We start from the raw sequence: 23073 nt of genomic DNA, 5'->3' as shown, positions 1-23073 counted from the left end.
TCGCCCGGTTTCAGGCGTGCCCCTTGTTGGTCAAGTTAAGCAGCGCCACCCCGGCAATAATGAGAATAATGCCGATGACACCGGCCGCGCTCAGTTTCTCTCTCCAGACCAGAAAACCGAGGATGGCGGTAAAAGCGGTCCCCACTCCCGACCATATCGCGTAGCTGAGGCCCAGCGGCAATGTTTTGAGCGCCAGGGACAAGCAATAAAACGCCGTTCCGTAGCCGAGAATGACACCCGCGCTCGGGAGCCATTTTGTAAAGCCTTCTGAAGATTTCAGCAGGCTGGTCGCAAAAATTTCTCCTAAGATGGCAATGGCCAAGTAAACGTATCCCATTCCAGTCAAACTCCCCTGTTAAATTATCTAGCCGCTAATCCCTTCATTATACCGCAAAATCACGTAAAAAATGAAAACCGGCACCAGCCGTATAGGCCGATGCCGGTGCAGACCGGAAAAATTCCGGTCCTCACTTTCCTTTATTTCCGGACGGGTATTTTAAATTGCGCTTCCGGAATCCACTTCTTGGCGTAAAAATCCCGGCCTTGAATCGATACCCGGTCTTCATACACTTCTACGTACAAGCCTTCGCTTTCCTTGGCGTCCTTAAGTTTTTCTCCCCCTTGGCCGTCGGAAGTCCACGGACGTTCCACGGAAGAGGAATTGACCATCGTAAACTTGTCCCTCACGAGGGTGTTCGGCTGCCTAAGCTCCCAATGCGTGTGACCGCTGAAAAAGATCACTTGCGGATACTTCGACAAGATGCTTCTCAGCTCCTCATGCTGGACGACCGGACGCTTGTTGGAAGCCACCGACGTTCCGGCTACCGTCCCGGGAAGCGGCTGATGCAGGAAGACGAAAATCGGCTTCCCCGACTCTTGTCCGTGCCTGGCGAGCGACTGCTCCAACCAGTTCAGCTGCTCCTCGGAAAGATAAGCGTCCTCCATGTTACCGGGATTGGTCTGCCGATACTGCTCCGAGCCCAAAAATATAAACGGGTATCCCTTGATTTCCTCTTCATAGTAAACCTTCTTCTCCCCGGTAAAGGACAAAAACCTGCCGATGGACGCCGCTTCGGTTTCTTTATTGGGGAAGCTGTTAGGGCTCCAGTTTCCTTTGGCGTTCAGCCAGGCGGAATAAAATTCATGATTGCCGATGGTTGCGAATGTTTTTTGCGGATGCGGAGTGCTCTTCATCAGTTCCTTAAGCCGCGTGTAATCGCGGGCGGAACCGCCGGTTAAATCCCCGTTGATCACCAGAGCGTCGGCACCCGGATTGACCCGGTTGAGATCTTCCAGAGCTTCCGTAAATTTACGCTGGGAATCTTGCTTGGCGGCGTCGACATGCACATCGCTGATCACCGGAAAAGTCAGCACCGGCTTGTCCGCTCTCTCCTGTATCGCACCCGCGGGAACGGTGGAGAGTACGAGCAAACTCGCCGACAACAGAAGCGTCAAACCTGCTTTATTCTTCATACACATTCCCTCCGTTTCATCTCAGGACGGGGAGAAAAGGTCAAGTCAGGAGGGGCTGAAACGTTTTACGATGGAAAAGAAAGAAGCACGTTCAAAAAAGACCGTGCCCCCATCCGGTTTTGTGCCGACGGCGTCTGAACAGCCTTGCCGGAACAGTCCTCGCCGTCTTCTATATCGTGAGACAATCTTTCTGTCTGACTCTGGTCCCGGTTCGTTTCTCTTTATTAATCTCTCCAGCCGTCCGACTCGTCCATTCTATTTAAGGTCTCTCTCCTACGAAACAACAGCGGCAGATCCGCTAAACTTGTGTCAGGCCTGACCTTTTCTCCCTTATAATTGGAAAATCGTAACTTTTATTACCCGCTCGGAATGAAAGGTAAACCCTTCTATACCGCGGGATGCGAACTTTCCTGCATCCAAATTGTGCCTTTTATGATTATATAGATTCCAGACAAAAAAAGACACCCTTGCGGGTGCCTTTCAGAAAAGAATCTTTCCAAGAACCGATTATTGGCGGTCATAATCACTATAAGAGCCGTCCAGATTCAGGTCACGAGCAAGGCCCAAATTCAGGGAGCCGCCGCTTCCGCGGGTCTCTATAACGACATACGCAGCATACCTAAATTCAGATCACCGTTTCGGGAAGGAAAACCGGCGCCGACAAGCCGCAGACCGACAAATATCAGGCTGGTCACCCAGCATTTGGGTCCCCCTAAAGTTGCTATAGAGGAAAATATATGGTAAAATGAGTTATTCGTATATTTTTAGTTCTTAGTTCACATATTACAAAGGATATCACGGAATGGGTGCACTTTGTAATGTGTGAACTTTTTTCCTAAAAGGATATGGGTAAATCTTTAAATTTCCGGGAGGTTTTACAAGCATGGAAACAGGAACAGTTAAGTGGTTTAACGCAGAGAAAGGCTTCGGCTTCATTGAAGTTGAAGGCGGCAAAGACGTTTTCGTCCATTTCTCCGCGATCCAAGGCGATGGCTTCAAGTCCCTTGACGAAGGCCAACGCGTCCAATTCGACATCGCTCAAGGCAACCGTGGTCCACAAGCCGAGAACGTTGTAAAACTGTAAGCAACTACACAAACTTATAGAAGGAACTGCCTTTCCTAGGATTAGGCAGTTCTTTTTCATGAACTTCTATAACCTATACGGTCTTGCGTAGACTATAGAGAAGGCCGACTATCTGAAGGAGGGTCACTATGCATTATTCCAAGAAGAACATGGAACCTGTTCCAGAAGAAGAGATTACCGTTTGGGCGTGCAGCCAAGAAAGCTGCGTATGCTGGATGCGGGAAAATTTCTCGTTTAATCAAGTCCCTCTCTGTCCGATTTGCAAATCCGAAATGGTTAAGCAAGTCAAGATGCTTCCTGTGCTTACAAACCACAACCATAACGCCCTGGGTTAACACCGTCCCGTTTCATTAAAATCAGCAAAAAAAGCCGAGACCTCACGGTCTGGGCTTTTTTTGCGTTGATGCGCTCATTCGGCTATCTGCAAGACGGCTCCGCTAGCTGATGCGGCCCGCCCGGCTCAGCGGAGCCGCTTCGTCGGCGTAAACGTGAGCGGCAGGCTGCTCACGCCGTGGACGATAAACCCGCGGGCGGGCGTAAGCGGATCTTGATCCGCCCGGGCCAGATCCGGCAGGCGCTCCAAGATAGCCTGAAGCGCTACACGCGCTTCCAGGCGGGCCAGCGGAGCGCCGAGGCAGAAGTGCATGCCGTGGCCGAAGGCGATGTGCGGGTTCGATTCGCGCGCGATATCGAACTTGTCGGCATCGGCGAATTTGCCGGGGTCGCGGTTCGCCGAGCCCATCCAGGCCACGACACGGCTGCCGGCCGGGATGACCTGGCCGCCGATCTCCACGTCCCGCGCGGCGGTGCGGAACATCGCCTGCAGCGGCGACCGGAAGCGCAGCGCCTCCTCGATCGCGGACGGCAGAAGCTCCGGCTGGGCACGCAGCTTCGCCAGCTGGTCCGGGTTCTCCAGCAGCGACAGCACGGCGTTGCCGATCAGGTTCGTAGTCGTTTCGTTGCCGGCCACCAGCAGAAGCGCGCAGAAGGAGAGAATATCGCCTTCGGACAAATGCGTGTTGGACTCCTCGGCGGCAAGCAGCGCGCTGATCAGATCGTCCCGGGGCTCTTCGCGGCGGAGGGCGATGATTTTACGGAAATAAGCGTTCATTTCCTCGTGCGCTTGCTGGGATTCGCTATTCGTCGCTCCGACGACGGAGTCAGCCGACGCCACAACCTCATCCGACCAGTGCTTGAACTGCTCGCGGTCCTCGCTCGGGATGCCGAGCATCTCCGCGATGACAATGACGGGAAGCGGGTATGAGAAATCGCGGATCAGATCGATGCCCCCCGTTTCCGACACCTCATCGAGCAGCTCGTGAGTAATCGCGGCAATACGCGATTCCAATGCCGCGACCGCCTTGGGCGTGAACGCCTTGCTCACCAGAGTCCGCAATTGAGTATGCCGGGGCGGGTCCATCGTAATCAGGCTGAACCCGCCTTCCCGGCTCTCCTGCTCCGTCCCTTCCTCAAATTTCGGGCGATGCTCGGAAGAAAATTGGGCATGGTCGAAAAGCACCTGCTTGACGTGTTCATAATCGAAAACGGACCAGATTCCGAGCGGTTCCATAAACATGACCGGCTGATTTTGACGAAGCTGGGCGTAGAGAGGATAAGGATTTCTCAAAAAATCGGGCGAAAAGAGCGTACTCATGATTATACCGCCTCCAAATAAGGTTTAAAGAGAGCGACTCGCTCTCCCGGACGGGAATAAGAACGAACCAGCCGGACTTTGCCGGTCTGCTTGCGCTTGTTGTCTTCCTATTTGGCTACCGTTTGTCCGTGCCCAAGGCAAGCCGCAGCTGCGAAGCCATTTCATCCAGCGCTTCCTGCGCTGCGGGAACGAATTTATGAAAGTTGGCGAAGCCGTGAATCAGGGTCTCGTAATTCTTGTACACCACTTCGACTCCCGCCCCGATAAGCTTGTCCGCATAAGCCTTGCCGCTGTCCCGCAGCGGGTCGTACTGGGCAGTCACAATCATCGCGGGCGGAAGTCCGCTAAAATCTTTATAGTGAATGGGATAAGCATAAGGATTGCGGATTTCTTCCTCCGTGTTCAAATACTGCTTCGAAAACCATTCCATCATCTCCGCGGTCAGCAGGTACCCTTCCTTGTTCTCGCGCAGCGATGCCGGGTCCTCTTCGAGAAAGCCTGCGGCCGGATAACAAAGCAGCTGGTAAACGATCTCCGGTCCGCCCGCTTCCTTCGACTTGATGCAGCTTACGGCCGCGAGCGTTCCTCCGGCGCTGTCGCCGCCGACGGCGATTCGTGCGGGATCGATGCCGAACTCGTCCGGATGGGAAGCGATCCAGTGAAGGGCATCGTAAGCGTCGTCCACCGCCGCCGGGAACTTATTTTCCGGTGCTAGGCGGTAATCCACGGAAATCACCCGGGCATGAACCGAGTTCGCCAAGTTCCGGCAGATGGAGTCATGCGATTCCAAATCTCCGACCACAAAGCCGCCCCCGTGGAAAAAAACGAACGCCGGCCACGGGCCCTGACCTTCAGGCGTATAAATCCGGACGGAAATATCCCGCCCCTTGAGCGGAAGCTTCCGGTCCTCCACCCGTTTGACCTCCTCCACCCCGAAGGTGAAGGCCGCATTCCCCGTACCTTTACGGAGATCTTCCGGCTTCAGGTCCTCCAAAGACGGCAGTGGGTGCGAATTCATCTGTTTAAGCATCATGGCAATACGCGGTTCCACCGGCATAACACGACTTCCTTTCGAATTAAGCGTTCCCCCTTGAAACGGAAGCTCTAGAGAGGGGGACAAAAAGGAACTAGGGTTCAATCGGATACGAAGCTCAGAAATTGGTTTCACTGTGAAATATTTAAATACGAAACATTTCACTTATCTAAATGGTAAATGGCCGGGAACCGAAAGTCAAATTTAGCCGGCTTTCCTAGTTTCTAAAGGGCTTTACATGTTTTGGCGCATACGAAAAACAACCCGCCTCAGTTTGTTCGAGACGGGCTTTTTATATTTCGGCGCGTATACGTTGAAATATGCTTGCCGGATAGAGCGGGGGCTTGGCCGTAAGAATCCGTGTGAAGCAACCGTGCTTCCTTCGTCCCTCAAATCCAAGTCTTCGCCGGGCGCTTCACTCGGCGACAAAACGCCACGGATAGTCCACCGCCTTGGTGATGCCGATCCTCGGCGTGACGAGAATCGGGCCCGCAGGAGGGGCTCCGCGCTCCAGCGCCAGTCCTTGCGGCGGTTCCGCAAGCAGATCGCAGCCGTTCAGGTCCCGGGTGATCCCGAGGCCCTGCGCCAGCTTGCCGGGACCGTTCAGCAAGTTCCGGTCCGGGGCGTCCCCGCGGTTCCCGCGGATCAGCTCCAGCCCTTCGAGTGGCCTGGCCGCACGCAGCAGCACTGCGCCCACTCCGCCGGGCTCGTGGGCCACGACGTTGATGCACAGGTGCATCCCGTAGATGAGGTACACGTACAGCCGGCCGACCTCGCCGAACATAAGCCGGTTGCGCGGGGTGACGGCCCGGCTGGCATGGCTGGCCGGATCATCGGAGCCTCTGTAGGCTTCCGTTTCCGTAATCGCCACACGAATAAGCCCCGCCTCCGTCTGCCGGACGAGCTCGCATCCGAGCAGCTCTTTCGCTACCGTAACGGTATCGCGTTCCAGAAATGACGCGTCCAATTTTCCGCCCCCTCTTAATTGCCGTATTTCTCCCGCCACGCCGTACTCCAATCCGGATAAGAGACGGAATGGACTTCTTCCAGCGTTTTACCGTCCAGCGACCAGCCGCCGCCGTCCACGCCGTATTGATCCTGAGGAAACGAGGTCCCGCCGAACGGCTTCCCTTCCGTCTCGTACACATAAACGTCGACCTTTCCTTTGGAGAGAGGATGTCCCTTGACGACGAATTTCCGGACACGGATCGTTTTACCCAAATACTGTTCAGGATCTACGGTTTGAAGGCCCCAGTACATCATCCCGGGCAATTGACTGAGCACATCCTTCGTCAGCTCGTAGCTTTGGACCTCGCCCTCGTAAGTCAAAATGCGGTAGCCTTTGTCCTCCAGATAGCTTTTGGCCAAACTGTGTTCCCGCGGGACCTGGACTTCCCTGCCGTCTTGACATGCCGTCAGCACAAGGAGAATCAGGAGCGCGGCCCATCCAGCTTTCATCGAGTTACCTCCTTTCAACACTTTATGAACTTAACCGGCATTCTTTTAACGCTGCAAAAGTCAGGCCCGCTCCACGACCGCGGCTCGGGGCCCGGCAGACGCCCGGTTTACGGCAGCCTCCCCTTTGCATATATAAACAGGAAGAAGAGTTTTCCTCTGGGGAAGGAGGCAGGCGCGGTGCGGCTAAAACGGAAGAAACGAATCCGCAAGACGAAACATTCGGGCTCCCTGCGCATTCTTCAGGCAAAAACGGCCGTTTTTGTCACGTTTTCCGACGGAATCCGGCGTATTTACAGAAACCGCGACCAGGACCCCTCCTACGGTCGGGTACGAATACCGGATCCCCGCACCGTGTCCTACATGAACCTGTTCGTAAACGCGGTCCTCCAGCCGTCCAGCGTCTACCGGGTAAGCCGGGGGAAACTGAGACTCCGCTCGCCTGAATTGCCGGAAAAAGGCGTGCCGATCATGCTGCAATTCGTCACGATTTTGGGAAAGCACTCCCGCGGATGCCGGGGGCGAAAGACCGCGACAACCTGCCGTTCACCGCATAAGGTAAGGTAAACAAGCAAAGAGGTGATCACGCATGCCCCCATCTTTAATCAAACTGTTCGTTGCAGCGAGCAGCGTTATTACGGGAACCGTCACCACAACGACCACGACGGCCGTGAACGACAGCGTCAGACGGTTCGATGCGGTCGTAACCGCGCCGATGATCGACGCGGGCGCAGGCACGACGACGATCGCGGACACAAGCTTCCGGGACGACTCCGGCACTGCCGTGGCCGCAGGCGCGCTCCCCGTCCCGCCCGCGGGCGGTTACTATAACCTGTATGCGAACGGAATGCTGCAGGAAGGAGAGCTCTCTACACTGTCCGCGACAAATCTTGTCATCACTACGGCCGCGCTGCTTCCCGGTACGCCCGTTATCGTGGAAATTCACGATTATACCGGCACGACGTCCGCTTCCGCTTCAACGCCGAACCTGACCGTAACGACGACGGTGAACACGTAAACGGCTCCCCCTCTTCAGCGGGAAACATCCGGCCAAGCAGTGCGGCCGCCCTCCGGATAGGGGGATTTTTTTTAACGGGGCGCCCTCTGCAATCTTTGAAGCTCCGACCAGCCGATGAGACGGATTCCTTCGGCGGCAAGCAGTCCTTTTATTTCGGGATCGCGGAAAAGGCGGAATTCCCACTCGCGCTTTTGCCAATGAGGGTTGATCGCCTTCAATTCCTCGGCGGGCAGAGCCGGATGAAGGATGAACTCCGAGACCCCGGGCTTCAGTGCCTTCAGAAGCTGCATGACGCTTCCCCGGAAGCTCTCGTAGGTCTCCCCTTTTTCCGTATGAAAAGGAAGGCCCAGCAAATAATCCAGAATCACCACGCCTTTGGCATCGGCCTGGGCCGCGCGCAGCCCGGCCATCTTGGCCGCTTCGGCCGGCACCTCCAGTCCCATATCCACGTACCGGGGAATCCGGAAAGGCAGCCCGTAGGCCGCGCAAATGTCAAACACGATGCCGAGAAAATCCCGGCCGGTGCCGAGGCCGTACAAGCTTCCCATGTGATTGTCCAGATGAGTCGGCATAACGCCCATCCGCATCGCCAGCTCGATCTGGCTCACGATTTCCGTCCGCACCTCTTCGGGGTCGGCTCTCCGCTCGAATGACGCGGAATCCGCAGGGAAGTAACCTTCCTGCGTAACGAGCGACGCCACGCTTCCATGCCGGGTAACCGGCCCCCATTTGTAAGGCGCCCATTCGCTCGTAAACGTCAGATGGACGCCCACATCCGTCTGGGGATGGGCCGCCGCCCAATCCGCGGCTTCTTTCGCCCAGCCGCACGGCATCATGACGGTCGCCGACGAGACCGCCCCTTCGGTCAGAAGCTGCGCGATTCCTTCGTTCGCCGCATGACACATGCCGTAATCGTCCGCGTTGACGATAAGCAGTTTTTCATCCGGGCGGTAGCCCAGCGCTTCCGCAAGACTCATCTTTTCCCCTTCTTTCCGAAAGTAAAGATTGACGAACCCACTTTTAGTACTATACAGTAGTAGTATGAAAACGACTAAACGGACTTCCAACCGGGACAAAGCCCTGAATACCGCCGAACACCTTTTTCTGACAAAAGGGTTTCTTCTTACCAGTATGGACGAAATCGTAGCCGAGAGCAAAGTATCCAAAACGAATATTTACTATCATTTTAAAAGCAAGGAGGAGCTTCTCGGGGCCGTTACGGAAAGACTCGTCGGGCGTTACGAGGAGCTTATCCGCGAAGCCGGTTCCCGGAGCGGACTGACTATCCCGCAGAGAATTGCGGCGATCGGCGATCTGCTGATGCGTGGAGAGGACGATTTCCTCGGAGGCTGCCCGTTTCTGACGCTGTACGTACAAACCTCTCGTGAGGCCGGATTCGTCAGGGAGCGGATCGGACGTTTTTTCCGGGAACAGACTGTGTACCTTGAAGCGCTTCTCGCGGAAGGCGTACGCAGCGGAGAGCTAAGAGCAAGTCTGGAGCCGGGTCCTGCGGCCGCACTGATCGTTTCCGGTATAGAAGGCGCGCTTTTCCTCCAGCATGCCAGCCCTGATTCTACTTATATGCAACAAGTGCTTCCCGCTTTAGCCCAGCTGCTAAAGTAATTTTTTTGAGTATTTTTAGTACTAATTAGTAGTATATTTTCAGAAAGCAGAGGTGTTCATGATGGCGCACATCTTTATTACCGGCGGAACCGGCTTTATCGGCCGTCACGTTCTCCGGGCTTTATCCCTTCCTGGGTCGTGGGCCCCCCACCAGCTTACCGTCCTTGTCCGGTCTCTCACCCGGTTCCATTCTTTCCTGCACAAGGAGGGACTGGAGCATTCCCCTTCTATCCGTCCCGTGAAAGGCGACCTGTCTCTGCCTTCGCTCGGACTGGACGATACCGGCTTGGAGCTTGCCGGGCAGGCGGATATTCTCTTGCACATGGGCGGGCCCATGGATATCGGGCTCGGGCCAGAGGAGGCCGAAAGTGTGTTTTTTCGCTCCAGCGAAGAGATGGTATCCCTGGCGAAACGTGTCCATCAAAACCGGGGACTGAAGCATTTTATCCATCTGGTGGGCTTCAAGAGCCCTTACCACGAAAAAAACGCCGATCTCCCCGAGCACATCGGGCATCCCGGCGAGCCTCCTTACGAGAACCGGAAGCTGGCCGCAGACCTGTATATCCGCAGGGAGCTGTACCGCGAAGGAATTCCGCTCTCCGTCGTAAATCCCGGCGTCGTGATCGGGGATTCCGCCACCGGCGTCACCGAGCAGACGGGAGGTCTCGGCATTCTCGTCGACTCGGTCCGGCGCGGTCTGATGCCCCTCTCTCCCGGCGGTGCCGGGCACTGGCTGCCCTTGGTGCACGCCGACCATTCCGCCGCATTCATCGCAGCGCTGGTCCGGGAAGAAAAGCCCGGGAACGGCACCTATTTTCTGCTGGACGAAAAAAGCGGCAGCCCCGATATGCGTGACTTGGCAGGAAGCATCGCCAAAGAAGTGCGTGTCCGGGAACCCTTCGGCGCGATGCCCCTTCCCCTGCTGACCAAGGCTCTGAGGACAAAATGGGGCCGTAAAACCGGCATTCCGGCGGAGTCCATGAATTTTATCGCGGACGGCGATTTTCCTCTTGCCTCCAAGCAAGCCGTGGAGCGGAAGTACAAGCTGGTTACGGGGCTGAACAGGGATATCCTGCCCGGCACCATAGCCGATCTGGATTACCGGCTCTCTCACGGGGAGGCGGGACTCCCGGATGCGGGCTTTAAACCGGGCCGTCTGGGCAAGCTCGCCGTATGGTCCCGCCAGGAAGGCTCCGGCATCCCGGTGGTGCTCCTGCACGGGACATTCAGCGGGGCGTTCCCGCTGCTCCCGGCCGCTTCACGGCTGACCGGCCATCCTGCATACGCGGTCGATTTGCCGGGCTTCGGGCGCTCGCCCTATCACCACGGCTGCGATGTAATCGCCGGTTATGTAGAGGCGGTCACGGGCGCATTAATGGAGCTTGGACAGCCCGTTGTGCTGGCCGGTCACTCCTTCGGAGGGCTTATCGCCGCCAAGGTGATGGAGCAGCTGCCCGGCTATGTCCGCGGAGCGGTGCTTCTGCAGCCGGCCCTTCATGCGGCTCATGCCGGCGTCCCCGCCTGGATCGCGGGCACCTATATGAAGCGGATGACGGAGCGGAAGCTGGTCCGGAAGCTGCTGGAATCCGGAAGTTTTGCGGACGAGGGGGAAATCCCGCAGGAGTACGTGCGCTATGTGCTCCGCGATTTGGCTTCGCCCCGGGTCCGCAAAACGAACGCGGACGTATTCGCCGCCCTCGGTAACGCCGGAGTGTTCGGCCTGAGTCCCGGGAAGTGGGACACGGGCAAAGTCCGCCTCGTCTGGGGAGAGCTGGACCGGCAGTACCGCCTGCCGCAGGCTTTCCGGCATTTGCCCGTAACGCAAATCCTCGCCGGGCACCAGTTCCCGATTTCCCATCCGGACCGGACGGCCGAGTTGATTCTGGAGCATGCGGGACATTGCGGATCTGAGCGGACGGTAAGGGAACAGTAACCGCTTTAAGACAATCTCCTGCTTGTCTGTTTTCCTCAAACGGCTTGCTGCGCCATGAAGCAAAGTGCCCCAAACACAAGGATCATAACTTATCCATTCGTTATGATCCTTGTGTTGTTCCCTTCTATTTTGTGAGCGGCGGATTTGTCTGTATTCTAAATTGTGTCGCAGCTTCAACCTTCCCCAAATAGGGGGCGGCGGCGGCCGTGTAGATCGTATTCGTTCCCCCGCTCAATTCCCGCAGGGTAAGCGTACGCCGGAGCACGAGGCCCGGCGGCCTTCCTTGAATCCCTCCGTTATCGTTCCATACCGTTTGAAAGGTACTCAGCGGCAGCTGACAGTTGTCCAGAACGACTGAAATTTGAGGATAAGTCCCGATTATGCCGGGAATAGGCTTCCTTAAGCCGGAAAAGTGCACAAGAAGTTCAAAAACGGAAGGATTTCTCTGTCCCATAAGAGGACGCAGCAGAATCAGAGCATCCGCATAAACCATGCCAAGTGATCTCTCAGAAGAGCGGTTAATTTGAAAATCAGCGACAATACGCGGGATGGAAGCCTGGAATTCGGCCACCTGTTGCATTTTTTGAAGAGCGGGGGCCGCTTGCGAACGCAAACTCCTGTATTGACTCTGCAAAATTCTTACGGGTACGGCTTCCCGAATGGCACGAACCATGTGCTCCGGTGTCAGGGTAACCCCGAATGGAATTTGCGGATTGCCGCCCGGAACCGGAATGAGCTCCCCAAGACCGGCATTTTTCAGAATTTTATCCAGGGCTTCACCAAGGCTTTCATCCCCTTTTAAGATTCCGCCTAAGTCGCCAATCGCATCGCCTAACCCTCCTATTGCATCCCCTAAGCCCCCTAAGTTTCCTAGACCCCCGCCTATACCGCCGAATCCCGCCGGCCCTCCCGTAAAAGCCGGACCATTGAGCGGGCCAGGAAGTTTAATCGGCACTTTAATACTTAGGTTCAGATTTAGATTCGAACGCTGGAGCTGCTGCAAAATCTCTTGATACAGATAATCCGTGAAAGCGGGGAAGTTCCCTTGACCCGTCATCGTATCCAGTACCTTTTTGGGATCTAAGGTTACTTTACTGAGTCCGTTCATGATCGGATCTAATACCGCATCGGGATGCAAACTATTGACGGCGGCGTCTATCCCGCCCGCTATAAGGGATTGAATGCGTGGAGGTAAATTGCTTATTGCTCGACCGACGAGTTCGCGGATAATACGTCTGAGGGGCTCTGTTAGTACGGTCCGAATATAATTTCGGAGGGCTTCCCAGGCTTCGTTGAGAATACGGCCAAATTTATCGATCAGGTCCCGGAGCTCCTGCAGGAGAACTTCAAGGAAAGCTTGAAGCACGACTGCGATAATTTTTGAAGTAAATGTCGTTGCTCTAGTCAAAAGGATGTTCAGCAATGTATTTGCGACATCCGACAGATTCTCGGCTCTCGGCGTCCAATCCGTCTTCCGCAGATTCTGAACAAACGAAGCCGTAGATCCGGCATCTATCGGGGTAAAAATAACAAGCATCTGATCGAATGCCCGCTGCGGTATAAAATCCGCTAACTGAACAGCAGCCTCTCTGAAACCTGCCTGCAAAGGCCGGATGAGATAACGGTTAGTAGGCCCGGTCAGTTCAAGCAGCTTCACGACAGCAGGGCTGGACAATTGATTGGCCGCGCCATTGAGCAGTCCGCCGAGCTGCCCCTGGATATGCATGGTAATCCCGTTAAATATACGGACCAGACTTCTTCCGACAACGGTCAGCAGCGCGGAGGAAAGAGCCTCTCGGACGAATGTCCGATCATAGCCGCCTTGATTCATAACATAGGGAAGTGCGACACTGGCCGCAATCTCCAGAGCGGGAATCAGACCATTCTGTAAAATAACGCCCATTTCCCGGCTGCCCGAAGCGACTTGCTGAATAGCTTGTTTAAAAGCCGGTGTGTTCAGCTGCTGCCCTGCATAGGCTTGGAGTCCGGAGGTTAGTCCCGCTAAGAGGCCCGACGGGTTCGTATTGCTGCCGGTGTAAGCAAAGATGGCTCCTGCGCTTGTTTGCGGATTGCCCGGAAAAGCGGTTTGGAAGATGTTCAGGATGAGACGCGTTTCTTCCGATTGGGAAAGCAGTGTTTGAAGCGGCTTGCCGGTTAAGTAGGCTATCAAATCCGTTTGGGAAAGCGGCGTGCCCGGGCTTCGGCCTAATTGAGTATTTACGTCATTAGCTATGTTTGGCGGCACTTGAACTTCCAAGGGTCCGCTGAATGGATAGGGAGACACCTTACTCTCCATATGTTTGTTTAACGACGTTAATAGATGATTGGCGATCCATTGTACGGTGCTGTTCGAACCTGTCTCCAGAAATCGTTTCAGCAGCCACCGCTGCCCTTCCAGGATAATGATCGCGACACTTCGTTCACCGGCCTGTTCTCTTGGCAGCTCACCGATTTCATAAGCAAGCCGTGCTCCAATGATTACAGGTGCCTCTAGAGAACGAATCAGGGCTAATTGTTCCGGGGACGTACTCTGACCGGCCAAAGCAATCATTTTGATGATAGCGGCTTCTGCGTAACGATTAATAAGCCTGCGCGGATTATCAAAATTTACCTCAACGAAAGCACGGTACCCGCCGCCCACCTTAAAGCCGTAACCCGCTTCGAAAATATACTGGAACCCGGGTTTGCCGAATCCGTCATTGCCCAGAAAAGTTCCTGAGGCTATGAGATTGGCATAGGCCATTATTGCAACAGCCGCTTGGGCATGCATCTCTCCTTGTATCGTAATTTCCCCCAGAAGAAGCTGGAACATCTCCATCGGAGCCCCCTTCATATCGGGCAATCCTCCGACGGCGTCCGTAAGATCTCTGACAGACATCCTTGGCCGCAGTCCAATTCCCGCAGCAAGACGGGCAATGGCTTGAAGCCGTACCGCTAATCCGGCCTCTTCGAATAAATCCAGGGGAGCTTGCGCTTGCGCTTGGAAAGTTACTTCACCGCCGGCTTGAGCAAACACGGGCACGTTCTTCATTTTGGCGACGAACGTTTCCGCAGCTTTCACGTTTAAGTTCACCCCCCTCCGACGGGTAGCGGAGTATTCGACTTTCTGGTTTCCTTTAACTTGGTCCCACCGAATAACGGAACCGGATTGATCGCTAAAGATTTGCCGGTTGGGTTGATTCTCTGGCAATAGTGACCACTCCTTTCTACTTTCATTGATTCCAGTATATGGGAATTGCGATCATTCATGTTTCCAAGTGTGTGCCGGGTTTGGCCGCAGATTAAACGGACAAGAAGACGCATATCCTCTTTGGCCCGCCGAAAAATACAACCCTTACCCCAGAACTGTTCCAGAACGACCTACTATGTAAATCATCCGTCCAGTAAATAATCAATCCGCTAACGACTAAACCCCTGCATCCGCACGTCAGTGGGCTGCAGGGGTTAAAAAGAAGGATGACGGCGTCATCCTTCCGCAGGGATCTGGCCGGACCCGGTCAAATGGTCCAACACCGTCTTGGGCGTCCGGCCGGGGATCAGCCTGCCGCCTTCGCTGTAGCCTTCCTCCCGGCCTTCCAGTTCGGCGGCAAGCCGGGCCCGCCAGTGCTCCAGACGCCCGGCATATCCAGCATCTCCCGCCAGATCGGTGATCTCGCCGGGATCGGCGCAAAGATCAAACAACTGCTCCCGACCGCTTTGGGAGAACCAGATGTACTTCTCACGTCCGTCGGTCATGTAATGCGTCGACAACGCGCCGTATTCATGCTCGCCGTGAATGGCATCCCGCCAGGGGACCTTGAGGCCCCGGCTCAGCGGAAGCAGACTGCAGCCGTCCACACCCGGGGGAATCGGCGCTTCCGCCGCATGAAGCAGGGTCGGCATCAGATCGCGCAGCTCGACGACCTCGTCCACCCGGCTGCCCCGGCGGATACCGGTAAAGCCACCGGGGTCGGAGACAATGAGCGGCACCTTCGCGCTTCCTTCATACGGAAGCGCCTTCCGGAACAGGTGGTGGTCTCCGAGCAGTTCCCCGTGGTCCGACGTGAATACGATCAGCGTATTGTTCAGCACGCCGTATTCGTCCATCGCGCCGAAAAACCGGCCGAGCTGATGATCGATATGCGTGATCAGCGCGTAGTAAGCGGCGCGTGCCTTTTTCAACCGGTTAGCAGGCACACGGCCCCGGGCGGTCACGGGATTCAGACCGCTCAGGTCTTCATCGTCCCGTTCCGCCCATTCCCCTACGACGGGACCCGGCAAATCCATGCCGTCGTACAGATCCAGATACGCCTGCGGAGGGTCGAACGGCGGGTGAGGCCGCACGAACGACATCCACAGGAAGAAGGGCTTGCGCGGATCGCGCCTGCGCAGAAAGTCGATCGACTGCGTCACGACCCAGTTGGTCGGATGCAGCGCCTCGGGCAGATGCCAGGGCCTCGCCACCGTCGAGGCGTTGCAGTCCAGCCCGAGATCGGTCAGATCCGCATCGGCTCCCGCCCTTCGGCGCAGCCACGGCAAATAATCGTCGCAGTGGTCGAACGACTCCGTCACCAAATTCCGGTCCTTGTACCGATTGTGGTGGAGGTAGCCGTCGTGCAGCACAATGTTGTGAAACCCGCACAAATTCCTGGCGGGATACACGTGCATCTTGCCGACGCACTGCGTGTGGTAACCGGCCTTGGCCAGCTCGCCCGCTGCGGTGTGCTCGTAATCCCACGGCACGCAGTCCTCGTAGCCGACCCTTCCGTGGGAGGCCTGGCTTTTGCCCGTCATGATGGCGGCCCGGGCGGGAACGCAGCTCGGCGTCGCCGTGTAGGCGTTGCGGAACAGCGCGCCGCCGCGCGCGAGCTGATCCAGATTCGGCGTTTCGATCACCGGATGCCCGAGAATGCTGAGACAGTCTGCCCGCATCTGATCGACGGTGATGAACAAAATATTCGGCTGCTGCATAAGGAACACGCTCCTTCACCTGTTTGTGTGCAGGAGGCCGCCCAACCTCGTCCAAACGAACAGCCTCCATGCCAAGCTATATCCCGGCGCATGCACCGCATAATGGCATGCATGCGTCTAAAAACCAGAGCGCGGACTGTTCATCCGCGCGCCTCTTTTACTCTCCCGTGAAATTCAAGATGCTCTGATCCACGGCGGCCTCCGTTCCCAAATCCGGCTTGTCTTCCAGCCGGACGGAAAGCCGCTTCGTGCCGTGAAGCTCGAACAGGACGATCTCGTTCGTCCCTTTGCGCAGCAGAGGCCCCGGCACATACAGCGATTTCTGCGGGCCGCGCTCCCAGTAGCGTCCCAGGTTGAAGCCGTTAACGTACGCGACGCCCTTGGTCCATCCCTCCAGCCGGAGGAACGTGTCGGCCGCCTCCTCCGCTTCGAAGAAGCCCCGGTAGAACGCGGGCCTCTCGCCTGTCACATCCGCGTCTTCCGGCCCTGCGGCCGTCCCGAATTCAAGCCCTTCCAGCGAATCCAGTGGAAGCGGATAAATGTCCCACCCGTACTGGAACTGGTTATCGAGCCGCACGCCTTCCGTGATTCCCTTATGGTCGCGAAGCAGCGGGCCGTAGTTGACGCGCCCCATATTCTCGACAAGAATGTCGAGACGCGCTCCTCCGGCCGGCACATCAAGCTTAAGCGGCCGGACGTCCCACCGCTCGACGGCGCCGATATAGCTGCCGTCCAGGAACACCTGGGCGCGGTCGCGCACGTCCTGGATATGCAGTTCCTGTCCCCGGCGCGGGCCGGTCACGTGCGTCGAGTACAGAATAAAGCCGTAATTCTGGCCCAGCTTCTCCATCGGTTCCGGCGTTACCCGCCGGACCGGCTGCGACAGCTTACCCAGCTGCGCAAACAATTCCGCGCTCTCGGTCATCTTAACCTCTCCGTAGCTCCTCACCGGAAGCGGCTCAGGCAGCGCGCTGCCCGATTCGCCTTCGTGCTTGGAGATGACTTCACGGAACGCTTCGTACTTCGCAGTCAAATCTCCCCTCTCCGTCAAGGGCGCGTCATAGTCGTAGCTCGTCACCGTAGGCTCGTACGTCTTGATATGATTCGCTCCGCTGTAGAAGCCGAAGTTCGTCCCCCCGTGGAACATATAAAAATTGACGGAAGCGCCTGCGCCGAGCATGTCGTCCAGCACCCGGGCGGCGTCTTCTCCATCGCGCGTATGGTGTTCTTCCATCCAATGATCGAACCAGCCGTTCCAGAACTCCATGCACATGAGCGGTTCATCCGGCCGGTACTCCCTAAACTTGGCGAAAGATTCTTCCGGTCTAGAGCCGAAATTCACCGTGGCGAGCACGTCCGGCAGCGTTCCGCCCTGCAGCATCTCATCGGTCGGCCCGTCCGAGGTGAACAGTAGCACGTCGATGCCCCGGGCGATCATACCGTCTCGCAGATAGCCCAAATACGCCTTGTCATTGCCGTAGCTGCCGTATTCGTTCTCCACCTGCATGGCAATGATCGGACCTCCGTTCGTGCACAGAAGCGGAACGAACTTCGGCAGCAGCACGTCATAGTAGGCGTCGACCTTCGCCAGAAACTTCGGATCGGAGCAGCGCAGCTGCATCTCCGAGTCCTTGAGAAGCCAGGCCGGCAGGCCTCCGAACTCCCATTCGGCGCAAATATACGGACTCGGCCGCACGATCACATGGAGGCCCAGTTCCCCTGCAAGCTCCACGAAAGCGATAACATCCGCAATTCCGCCGAAATCGAATTTCCCTTCCTCCGGCTCGTGAACGTTCCACGCCACGTAAGTTTCGACCGTATTGCAGCCGCAGGCTTTCATCTTCAGCAGCCGGTCGCGCCAATATTCCGGCACGACCCGGAAATAGTGAAGAGCTCCGGAAATAATCCGGAGCGGTTTATCGTTCAAGAGAAATTGGCTGCCCTGCACTTTAAAGCTTGTCATGAGTTTTATCTATCCTTTCAAGCCGCCCACATTGATGCCGGCGGTTATTTTACCCTGTAGAAGAGCGTACAGCACGAGCGTCGGAATCATTAACAATGACGAGGCCCGCGAACAAAGCGCCCCAGTCGGTCGCGTAACGCTGCACTTCCATCAGGTAAGCGATGCCGAGCGTCAGCGTTCTTTTGCTTTCCGTCGTAATAAACGAAAGCGCCATAATGTACTCGTTCCAATAGGACATGAAGTTGAAAATCGTAAACGGGATGGTCGTAGCCGAATAAGCGAGCACGAGTCCGAGCAGGCTGTCGAGCAGATGATTTTGCCCAGCAGCATAAACAGCGGAACGATTTTAAACGCCACCGGGAAGAACAGAGCGACTATGTACAGCTTTTTCATCCAGCGGAACAATTTGAAATCGTAGCGTGCGATCACATAAGCGGCCATAAAGACAGCGTAATGCAGATCGCCATCGACAGAACGGTCACGAGCACGGAATTGAGAAAATAGGAGCCGATACTCGCTTCTTTGAAGGCGTTCACACAAGCAGATACAGTACGATGACGCTGTAAATTAACAGTACCACCCGCGCAGGCACATTGGAAAGAAATGTGTTCAGTTTCATGTCAGCCGCCTCCCTAATATTGGACCGAATCGCGGCTCATCACCGGGTACCCCGGGACAAAACCTGCTGTCAGCTGCGCAGCCAGACACATTCCGGCGGATAACGAGACCCGTTTTCATTTTGTCGATGAGCTGGAGCGTCGGGATATCATATCGCCTCGATATCTTTTGGTTGATAACGTTTACTTTTTTTTCGGCCGTTCCGTGTCTTCACCTCCGTTCCCTTCTACCATACTGAATATCCCGCCGCTTGAACATGAACAGAAATGACCGATGCCTGCACTTTTTTTACTTGTTTTCGAGGCAGCAAAAAGAAGCTCTGCGGCAGGGCTTCTTTTTACACGGTTCATGTACGGCGCGCACATTCCGTCCGGCTATTTGTTTTTCGCGTAAAGCCAGTTGCAACAGCCCGCATGTTTAATCTCGTCCGTCCTAATTTCGAATATTAAGTCCCGGTACGGTCAGGAACCCCGCCAACCCGTCCGATTTCGGAACACCTGCGCCTGGGGAACATTTGCTATAAAATAATGGCTTGCGGGATAGGGGTGAAAAAAATGGACAATGAAGAAGGTAAACGTATTGTCACGTTGCTCATAGAAGCGTTAATACGGAGGGGTTAAGACTGTGGGTATGGCGCTTTAATCAAGGAGCCTAAACCGCTCCAGCTGGTCGTGAATGCCTTCTTTCCGTAAAATTTCTTTCTGCTTGGGGCCGATCAGGTCAAAATGCGGAAACGGGGACCGGTTATGAATATACCGGGGATTCAGCCCGTGGGAGATGCACCAGTCGGACAAGCGGTCGAGGTCGGAACAGCCGACTTTCGTGACCGTCGTGATGCCGGGAAAGCGCGGCTCCAGCCAGTAATGCGTCAGGTAAGCGATGTCTCCCCGGGAAACCGCCGCTTTCCAGCGCTGCAGTTCCTCTCTTTTCACTCCAAAAGCCACCGGTTCTCCCCCTTTCCGGGTAGGATGATGTCATGCGTTTAAACGGCTATAAGCGCCGGGCGCGTGCCGCCAACCAAGAAACTAATTATACCGCAAAAAACCGCCGGGCAACATACGCCCGGCGGTTGTTCTCAATACGTTGCGCCGTTATTGCGCGGCCGCCCATGATTCGGCGGCGGCGCGCAAATAATAAGACAAACCGGTCTGCTGGCTCTCCAGCATCTGCCGGTGAAAATCGTCTTCCATAAAGAACTTCGCCTGGTTGACGTAGTCTTGAGGTCCGAATGCGTGACCCGCTTTGTTCAGGAAATCCAGATGGTCCCGGAGCAGCGTCCGCACGTCTTCGTGATCGAACTTCACTCCGTTTTTGAGGGCGCCGGCCATCCCGTCCGTAAATCGCTTTGCCTCCGCAGCCTGTTCGTTCAATGCCTCCACGTCGATCTTTTCTTTCTCCAGCAGATCGTACCCGTACGTTTCTTTCAAATACTCGTTCTGCTCCGTCAGCGCCTCTTTCCATTCCTCTTCTCTTCCGAATCCCTTGAACATGTCTGCCATTTCCATTCTTTCTCCCTCCGAGGCGTACCGGATGGACTGCCGCAGCGTCCGGAGAAGCTGTTCCAGCCTCACCTTCCGCGCCGTAAGAAGCTCCTCCTGCTCCGATAAAATAGCTGTCCGCTGCGGCTTTTCTTCCAGCGCCCTCCCGATTTTTTCCAGCGGCACATCCAGTTCCCGGTAAAACAAAATCTCCTGCAAGCGCTGAAGCTCCTCCATCCCGTACAGCCGGTAGCCCGCTTCACTGATCTCCCGGGGCGGAAGAAGACCGATTTTGTGGTAATGATGCAGGGTTTTTACCGTTACACCCGACACCCGCGCGGTTTCCTTGACGGTCAAGAGCTTGTCGCTGAGCATGGTATTCCTCCTTTCCTGTCAAAGTCTAAAGGCTCCTCCAAGAGGAGGGTCAAGACGAATCCGCAAAAAAATTTTATATCTTTCACCGGGAACCGGGCATTAGCAGGGGATACGGCAGCTCTAGGTTTGCGACTTTTTGGCTCTATTTCTCCAGAAGAGGAATAAAACCGCCGCGGTGCAGCCGATAACCAGGACGAGCTTCGTTTCCGGGACGATCAGAAGCTGGGACAAATTGTAGCCCCATTGCCGCCCGATTCCGTAAAAAATGAGCGTCCATACCCAGGCTCCGCTATATGCGTACAGAGCGAATTTAGCATAGCGTGTGCCGTATGCGCCCATAAAAATCGGCACGATATACCGGACACACGGGATAAAACAACTGATGCAGAGCGCTGCCGTGCCGTACTTATCGAGAAGCTGCTCGGAAGACGCGAAATACCGGGCGAATCTTTCCTTTCCGCGCAGCCGGTTAATCAGACGTTTGCCGAATACCCGGCCGATCGCAAACCCGATCGTAACTGCCGTGATCAGCCCCAGAAAAATACACAGATAAACGAGCCAGGGATTAAGCAGCCCTTCGGCTCCGATAGCTCCGCCTGTCATCACGGTCACTTCATTGGGTACGGGAATGCCGAAAGGCCCCAGCGCCAGGGCCGCATAAAAAAACGTATATCCGTACTGGTCCACCAGCTCCAGGATGAGATCCCCCATCGCCCTCCGACCCCCTTCGTGTATCTATTAGGTACCTTTACGACTCCAATCTTAATCTAAAATTGTTACGTTTTTTTGATGGAGGACCTGAGAAATACCGGGAATACCGGTGCCCGCAAAAAAAAGGATACAAATAAGCGAAACGTCACCTTGGGACAAGGATCGGTTTCGCTTTGTCGACGTTATGATTTAACTGGAAGCGGCCTGCTCCCGGAGATTCCATCCGAGGATGCCGCATTGGCCGTCTCATGCCGCCGCAGCCGTTCATTCCGCGTGTAAAAGCCTCTTCCGGTCAAGGGGCCGCTCCGCATGGGCAGGCCTCGAGCCGCCGGTCAAGGGGTCGGTCCGGACGGCAAGCGGAGGCTAAGCGGACCCGCCCTTAGTCCGCTCCGTACCGGAGCAGCATACCGAGCGCCGGTTCGCTGCCGCGGAAGTTTTCGTACGCTTCCGCGGCCCGGCCGAACGGAAGCGAGGTCAGCAGCGGGGCCGCCGAGATGCGGCCTTCCGCGAGCAGACGGATGTACTCCGCGGTATTGCGGCCTTCCGTCCAGCGGACGTAACCGACGGGGTAATCCCGGTTGTCGCGCTCGTACATCGGGTCGTAGCGTCCGGGGCCTCCCGCCCGGGAGATCAGCACGCGGGCCTCCTTGCCGAACATCTGGCCGCGCGAGAAATTCGCGCTCACGTCGCCGACAAGGACGACCGAGCCGCGGTCCCGCAGCCAGCCGAACGCGCGGTTGATCAGCGGCTCGCCGTCGCCGCCCACGCAGAGCAGGACGCTGTCGGCGCCGAGGCCGCCGGTCACCCGCGCGAGCTGCGCTTCCAGCTCATCGGCGTCGGCGAACGCCTCCACGCCGCCGGTGCGCAGCCGCTCCGCGCGTCCGGCGTCGAGGTCCAGGCCCGCCGTCCGGATAGCGGCGGCGGAGGCGATCTGCGCCGTCAGGTTGCCGAGGATGCCGAGCCCGACCACGACGACGGACTCGCCGAACCGCAGGTCGGCCGTACGCAGCGCGTGGATCGCGATGGCGCCCAGCCCGGCGAACGCCGCCTCCTCCGGCCGGACGTGATCCGGCACCGGGGCGGCCAGGTTCGCCGGAACGGCCAGCGTCTCGGCGTGCCGGACGTAAGGGGCGCCGTAACAAGCGACGCGCTGTCCCGGCTCCAGACCGCGGACGCCCTCGCCGGTCTGCGCGACGATGCCGACCGCGCTGTAGCCCAGCTCGACCGGCGTATCGCCGGACCGGCGGAGCATCGACAGCTCCGTTCCGGGGCTGATCGCGGAATACTCCGTCCGGATCAGAATATGCCCCGGAAGGAGCTGCGGTTCCTCCAGTTCACGCAGAACAATTTTTCCGTGTTGTGCCGCAACGCATTTCATTTGCTTTTTCCTCCATACCCTTCGTCAGCTTCCCGTATGTCCGCCCGATTGCAGCCTGCTTATGGAGAGAGTGGTATTCGGGCGGGGTATCCCGGGGACAAGCGCTGTGTCGTTATTCGTTGTCTCGTTATTCGTTGTCTCGTCATTCGATGTCTCGTCATTCGCAGTGCATGTAGTTTCGTTATTCATGTTCTCGCTAATCTTTATGTCTTTAGTTAGGGCGTTTTTAATTACGCTTCATTAACTATTGCGCCGTGAGTCATTGTGCCGCGTTAAGGTTTGGGTAGTTGTTTTATCCGGATGGACATAATCTTGGCCTCATTAAAC

The 23073-nt window shown here is 56.3% G+C and carries 21 protein-coding genes; 6 read left to right on the top strand and 15 right to left on the bottom strand.

Going from position 1 to position 23073, the window contains the following annotated elements; translation table 11 throughout:
* Positions 1-10: 10 nt before the first annotated feature.
* Both HMPREF1207_RS15520 and HMPREF1207_RS15515 read right to left on the bottom strand, forming a co-directional pair.
* Positions 11-337, bottom strand: a complete 327-nt coding sequence (locus tag HMPREF1207_RS15520; protein ID WP_009674673.1) for a DMT family transporter — start codon at positions 335-337, stop codon at positions 11-13.
* 140 nt (positions 338-477) lie between these two features.
* Positions 478-1473 (bottom strand): metallophosphoesterase family protein, encoded by a 996-nt coding sequence (locus HMPREF1207_RS15515; RefSeq protein WP_009674671.1) that lies wholly within the window; start codon positions 1471-1473, stop codon positions 478-480.
* An 883-nt stretch (positions 1474-2356) separates the two neighbouring features.
* Here HMPREF1207_RS15515 and HMPREF1207_RS15510 point away from each other — a divergent pair.
* Positions 2357-2557, top strand: coding sequence for a cold-shock protein (locus HMPREF1207_RS15510; protein WP_016423801.1), 201 nt, complete (start codon positions 2357-2359; stop codon positions 2555-2557).
* Positions 2558-2685: 128 nt separating this feature from the next.
* Positions 2686-2892, top strand: coding sequence for a cold-shock protein (locus HMPREF1207_RS15505; RefSeq protein WP_009674668.1), 207 nt, complete (start codon positions 2686-2688; stop codon positions 2890-2892).
* 125 nt (positions 2893-3017) lie between these two features.
* Here HMPREF1207_RS15505 and HMPREF1207_RS15500 read toward each other — a convergent pair whose 3' ends face one another.
* The 4 genes from HMPREF1207_RS15500 to HMPREF1207_RS15485 all read right to left on the bottom strand — a co-directional run bounded on the left by HMPREF1207_RS15500 (position 3018) and on the right by HMPREF1207_RS15485 (position 6702).
* Positions 3018-4211: a cytochrome P450 gene (locus HMPREF1207_RS15500; protein ID WP_009674717.1), complete on the bottom strand. Its 1194-nt coding sequence runs from the start codon at positions 4209-4211 to the stop codon at positions 3018-3020.
* Between the two features lie 115 nt (positions 4212-4326).
* Positions 4327-5268 (bottom strand): alpha/beta hydrolase, encoded by a 942-nt coding sequence (locus HMPREF1207_RS15495; protein ID WP_009674702.1) that lies wholly within the window; start codon positions 5266-5268, stop codon positions 4327-4329.
* Between the two features lie 391 nt (positions 5269-5659).
* A complete protein-coding gene (locus HMPREF1207_RS15490) occupies positions 5660-6211 on the bottom strand; it encodes a DNA-3-methyladenine glycosylase (protein WP_009674711.1) in 552 nt (183 codons plus the stop codon).
* Between the two features lie 14 nt (positions 6212-6225).
* Positions 6226-6702: a hypothetical protein gene (locus tag HMPREF1207_RS15485; protein WP_009674695.1), complete on the bottom strand. Its 477-nt coding sequence runs from the start codon at positions 6700-6702 to the stop codon at positions 6226-6228.
* Between the two features lie 177 nt (positions 6703-6879).
* On the opposite strand from HMPREF1207_RS15485, the gene HMPREF1207_RS15480 reads away from it, so the two are divergent.
* Together HMPREF1207_RS15480 and HMPREF1207_RS15475 are read left to right on the top strand one after the other, a co-directional pair.
* Positions 6880-7266 (top strand): DUF4183 domain-containing protein, encoded by a 387-nt coding sequence (locus HMPREF1207_RS15480; RefSeq protein ID WP_009674705.1) that lies wholly within the window; start codon positions 6880-6882, stop codon positions 7264-7266.
* A 22-nt stretch (positions 7267-7288) separates the two neighbouring features.
* On the top strand, positions 7289-7717 hold the full coding sequence (locus HMPREF1207_RS15475) for a DUF4183 domain-containing protein (RefSeq protein ID WP_009674720.1): 429 nt from the start codon (positions 7289-7291) through the stop codon (positions 7715-7717).
* 71 nt (positions 7718-7788) lie between these two features.
* On the opposite strand, the gene HMPREF1207_RS15470 is transcribed toward HMPREF1207_RS15475, so the two are convergent.
* Entirely contained in the window at positions 7789-8694 is a 906-nt protein-coding gene (locus HMPREF1207_RS15470) for a polysaccharide deacetylase family protein (protein WP_009674719.1), read from the bottom strand.
* 64 nt (positions 8695-8758) lie between these two features.
* On the opposite strand from HMPREF1207_RS15470, the gene HMPREF1207_RS15465 reads away from it, so the two are divergent.
* Together HMPREF1207_RS15465 and HMPREF1207_RS15460 are read left to right on the top strand one after the other, a co-directional pair.
* On the top strand, positions 8759-9340 hold the full coding sequence (locus tag HMPREF1207_RS15465) for a TetR/AcrR family transcriptional regulator (RefSeq protein ID WP_016423800.1): 582 nt from the start codon (positions 8759-8761) through the stop codon (positions 9338-9340).
* A gap of 58 nt (positions 9341-9398) precedes the next feature.
* Positions 9399-11273 (top strand): alpha/beta fold hydrolase, encoded by a 1875-nt coding sequence (locus tag HMPREF1207_RS15460; protein ID WP_009675768.1) that lies wholly within the window; start codon positions 9399-9401, stop codon positions 11271-11273.
* A gap of 124 nt (positions 11274-11397) precedes the next feature.
* On the opposite strand, the gene HMPREF1207_RS15455 is transcribed toward HMPREF1207_RS15460, so the two are convergent.
* From HMPREF1207_RS15455 to HMPREF1207_RS15420, 8 genes are all read right to left on the bottom strand, one after another.
* Positions 11398-14334 carry a hypothetical protein gene (locus tag HMPREF1207_RS15455; RefSeq protein ID WP_138918214.1) on the bottom strand — a complete coding sequence of 979 codons (2937 nt, stop codon included), beginning with the start codon at positions 14332-14334 and terminating at the stop codon, positions 11398-11400.
* A gap of 404 nt (positions 14335-14738) precedes the next feature.
* Complete coding sequence (locus HMPREF1207_RS15450; protein WP_009675719.1) at positions 14739-16223, bottom strand: arylsulfatase; 1485 nt, start codon at positions 16221-16223, stop codon at positions 14739-14741.
* A gap of 157 nt (positions 16224-16380) precedes the next feature.
* Positions 16381-18186: a glycoside hydrolase family 35 protein gene (locus HMPREF1207_RS15445; protein WP_009675767.1), complete on the bottom strand. Its 1806-nt coding sequence runs from the start codon at positions 18184-18186 to the stop codon at positions 16381-16383.
* Between the two features lie 49 nt (positions 18187-18235).
* Positions 18236-18424, bottom strand: coding sequence for a hypothetical protein (locus tag HMPREF1207_RS15440; RefSeq protein WP_231392096.1), 189 nt, complete (start codon positions 18422-18424; stop codon positions 18236-18238).
* A 1018-nt stretch (positions 18425-19442) separates the two neighbouring features.
* Positions 19443-19748, bottom strand: a complete 306-nt coding sequence (locus tag HMPREF1207_RS15435) for a hypothetical protein (protein ID WP_009675688.1) — start codon at positions 19746-19748, stop codon at positions 19443-19445.
* A 147-nt stretch (positions 19749-19895) separates the two neighbouring features.
* Entirely contained in the window at positions 19896-20657 is a 762-nt protein-coding gene (locus HMPREF1207_RS15430) for a MerR family transcriptional regulator (protein WP_009675693.1), read from the bottom strand.
* 120 nt (positions 20658-20777) lie between these two features.
* The gene (locus HMPREF1207_RS15425) at positions 20778-21368 is read right to left on the bottom strand and encodes a DedA family protein (RefSeq protein ID WP_009675739.1); all 591 of its coding nucleotides are present in this window, start codon (positions 21366-21368) and stop codon (positions 20778-20780) included.
* A 379-nt stretch (positions 21369-21747) separates the two neighbouring features.
* A complete protein-coding gene (locus HMPREF1207_RS15420; RefSeq protein ID WP_009675716.1) occupies positions 21748-22746 on the bottom strand; it encodes a zinc-dependent alcohol dehydrogenase in 999 nt (332 codons plus the stop codon).
* Positions 22747-23073: the final 327 nt, after the last annotated feature.

The sequence above is a fragment of the Paenibacillus sp. HGH0039 genome (assembly GCF_000411255.1).
Classification (GTDB): domain Bacteria; phylum Bacillota; class Bacilli; order Paenibacillales; family NBRC-103111; genus Paenibacillus_F.
The sequence above is the reverse complement of the archived record's forward strand: the minus strand, read 5'-3'. Positions and strand labels throughout refer to the sequence as shown.

Excerpts from the sequence above, each read along its gene's own strand:
- HMPREF1207_RS15520 (WP_009674673.1), bottom strand. The coding sequence starts at position 337 with ATGGGATACGTTTACTTGGCCATTGCCATCTTAGGAGAAATTTTTGCG.
- HMPREF1207_RS15465 (WP_016423800.1), top strand. The coding sequence starts at position 8,759 with ATGAAAACGACTAAACGGACTTCCAACCGGGACAAAGCCCTGAATACC.
- HMPREF1207_RS15515 (WP_009674671.1), bottom strand. The coding sequence starts at position 1,473 with ATGAAGAATAAAGCAGGTTTGACGCTTCTGTTGTCGGCGAGTTTGCTC.
- HMPREF1207_RS15445 (WP_009675767.1), bottom strand. The coding sequence starts at position 18,186 with ATGACAAGCTTTAAAGTGCAGGGCAGCCAATTTCTCTTGAACGATAAA.
- HMPREF1207_RS15470 (WP_009674719.1), bottom strand. The coding sequence starts at position 8,694 with ATGAGTCTTGCGGAAGCGCTGGGCTACCGCCCGGATGAAAAACTGCTT.
- HMPREF1207_RS15425 (WP_009675739.1), bottom strand. The coding sequence starts at position 21,368 with ATGGGGGATCTCATCCTGGAGCTGGTGGACCAGTACGGATATACGTTT.
- HMPREF1207_RS15430 (WP_009675693.1), bottom strand. The coding sequence starts at position 20,657 with ATGCTCAGCGACAAGCTCTTGACCGTCAAGGAAACCGCGCGGGTGTCG.
- HMPREF1207_RS15475 (WP_009674720.1), top strand. The coding sequence starts at position 7,289 with ATGCCCCCATCTTTAATCAAACTGTTCGTTGCAGCGAGCAGCGTTATT.
- HMPREF1207_RS15500 (WP_009674717.1), bottom strand. The coding sequence starts at position 4,211 with ATGAGTACGCTCTTTTCGCCCGATTTTTTGAGAAATCCTTATCCTCTC.
- HMPREF1207_RS15485 (WP_009674695.1), bottom strand. The coding sequence starts at position 6,702 with ATGAAAGCTGGATGGGCCGCGCTCCTGATTCTCCTTGTGCTGACGGCA.
- HMPREF1207_RS15495 (WP_009674702.1), bottom strand. The coding sequence starts at position 5,268 with ATGCCGGTGGAACCGCGTATTGCCATGATGCTTAAACAGATGAATTCG.
- HMPREF1207_RS15450 (WP_009675719.1), bottom strand. The coding sequence starts at position 16,223 with ATGCAGCAGCCGAATATTTTGTTCATCACCGTCGATCAGATGCGGGCA.
- HMPREF1207_RS15420 (WP_009675716.1), bottom strand. The coding sequence starts at position 22,746 with ATGAAATGCGTTGCGGCACAACACGGAAAAATTGTTCTGCGTGAACTG.
- HMPREF1207_RS15460 (WP_009675768.1), top strand. The coding sequence starts at position 9,399 with ATGATGGCGCACATCTTTATTACCGGCGGAACCGGCTTTATCGGCCGT.
- HMPREF1207_RS15505 (WP_009674668.1), top strand. The coding sequence starts at position 2,686 with ATGCATTATTCCAAGAAGAACATGGAACCTGTTCCAGAAGAAGAGATT.
- HMPREF1207_RS15510 (WP_016423801.1), top strand. The coding sequence starts at position 2,357 with ATGGAAACAGGAACAGTTAAGTGGTTTAACGCAGAGAAAGGCTTCGGC.
- HMPREF1207_RS15440 (WP_231392096.1), bottom strand. The coding sequence starts at position 18,424 with ATGTCCTATTGGAACGAGTACATTATGGCGCTTTCGTTTATTACGACG.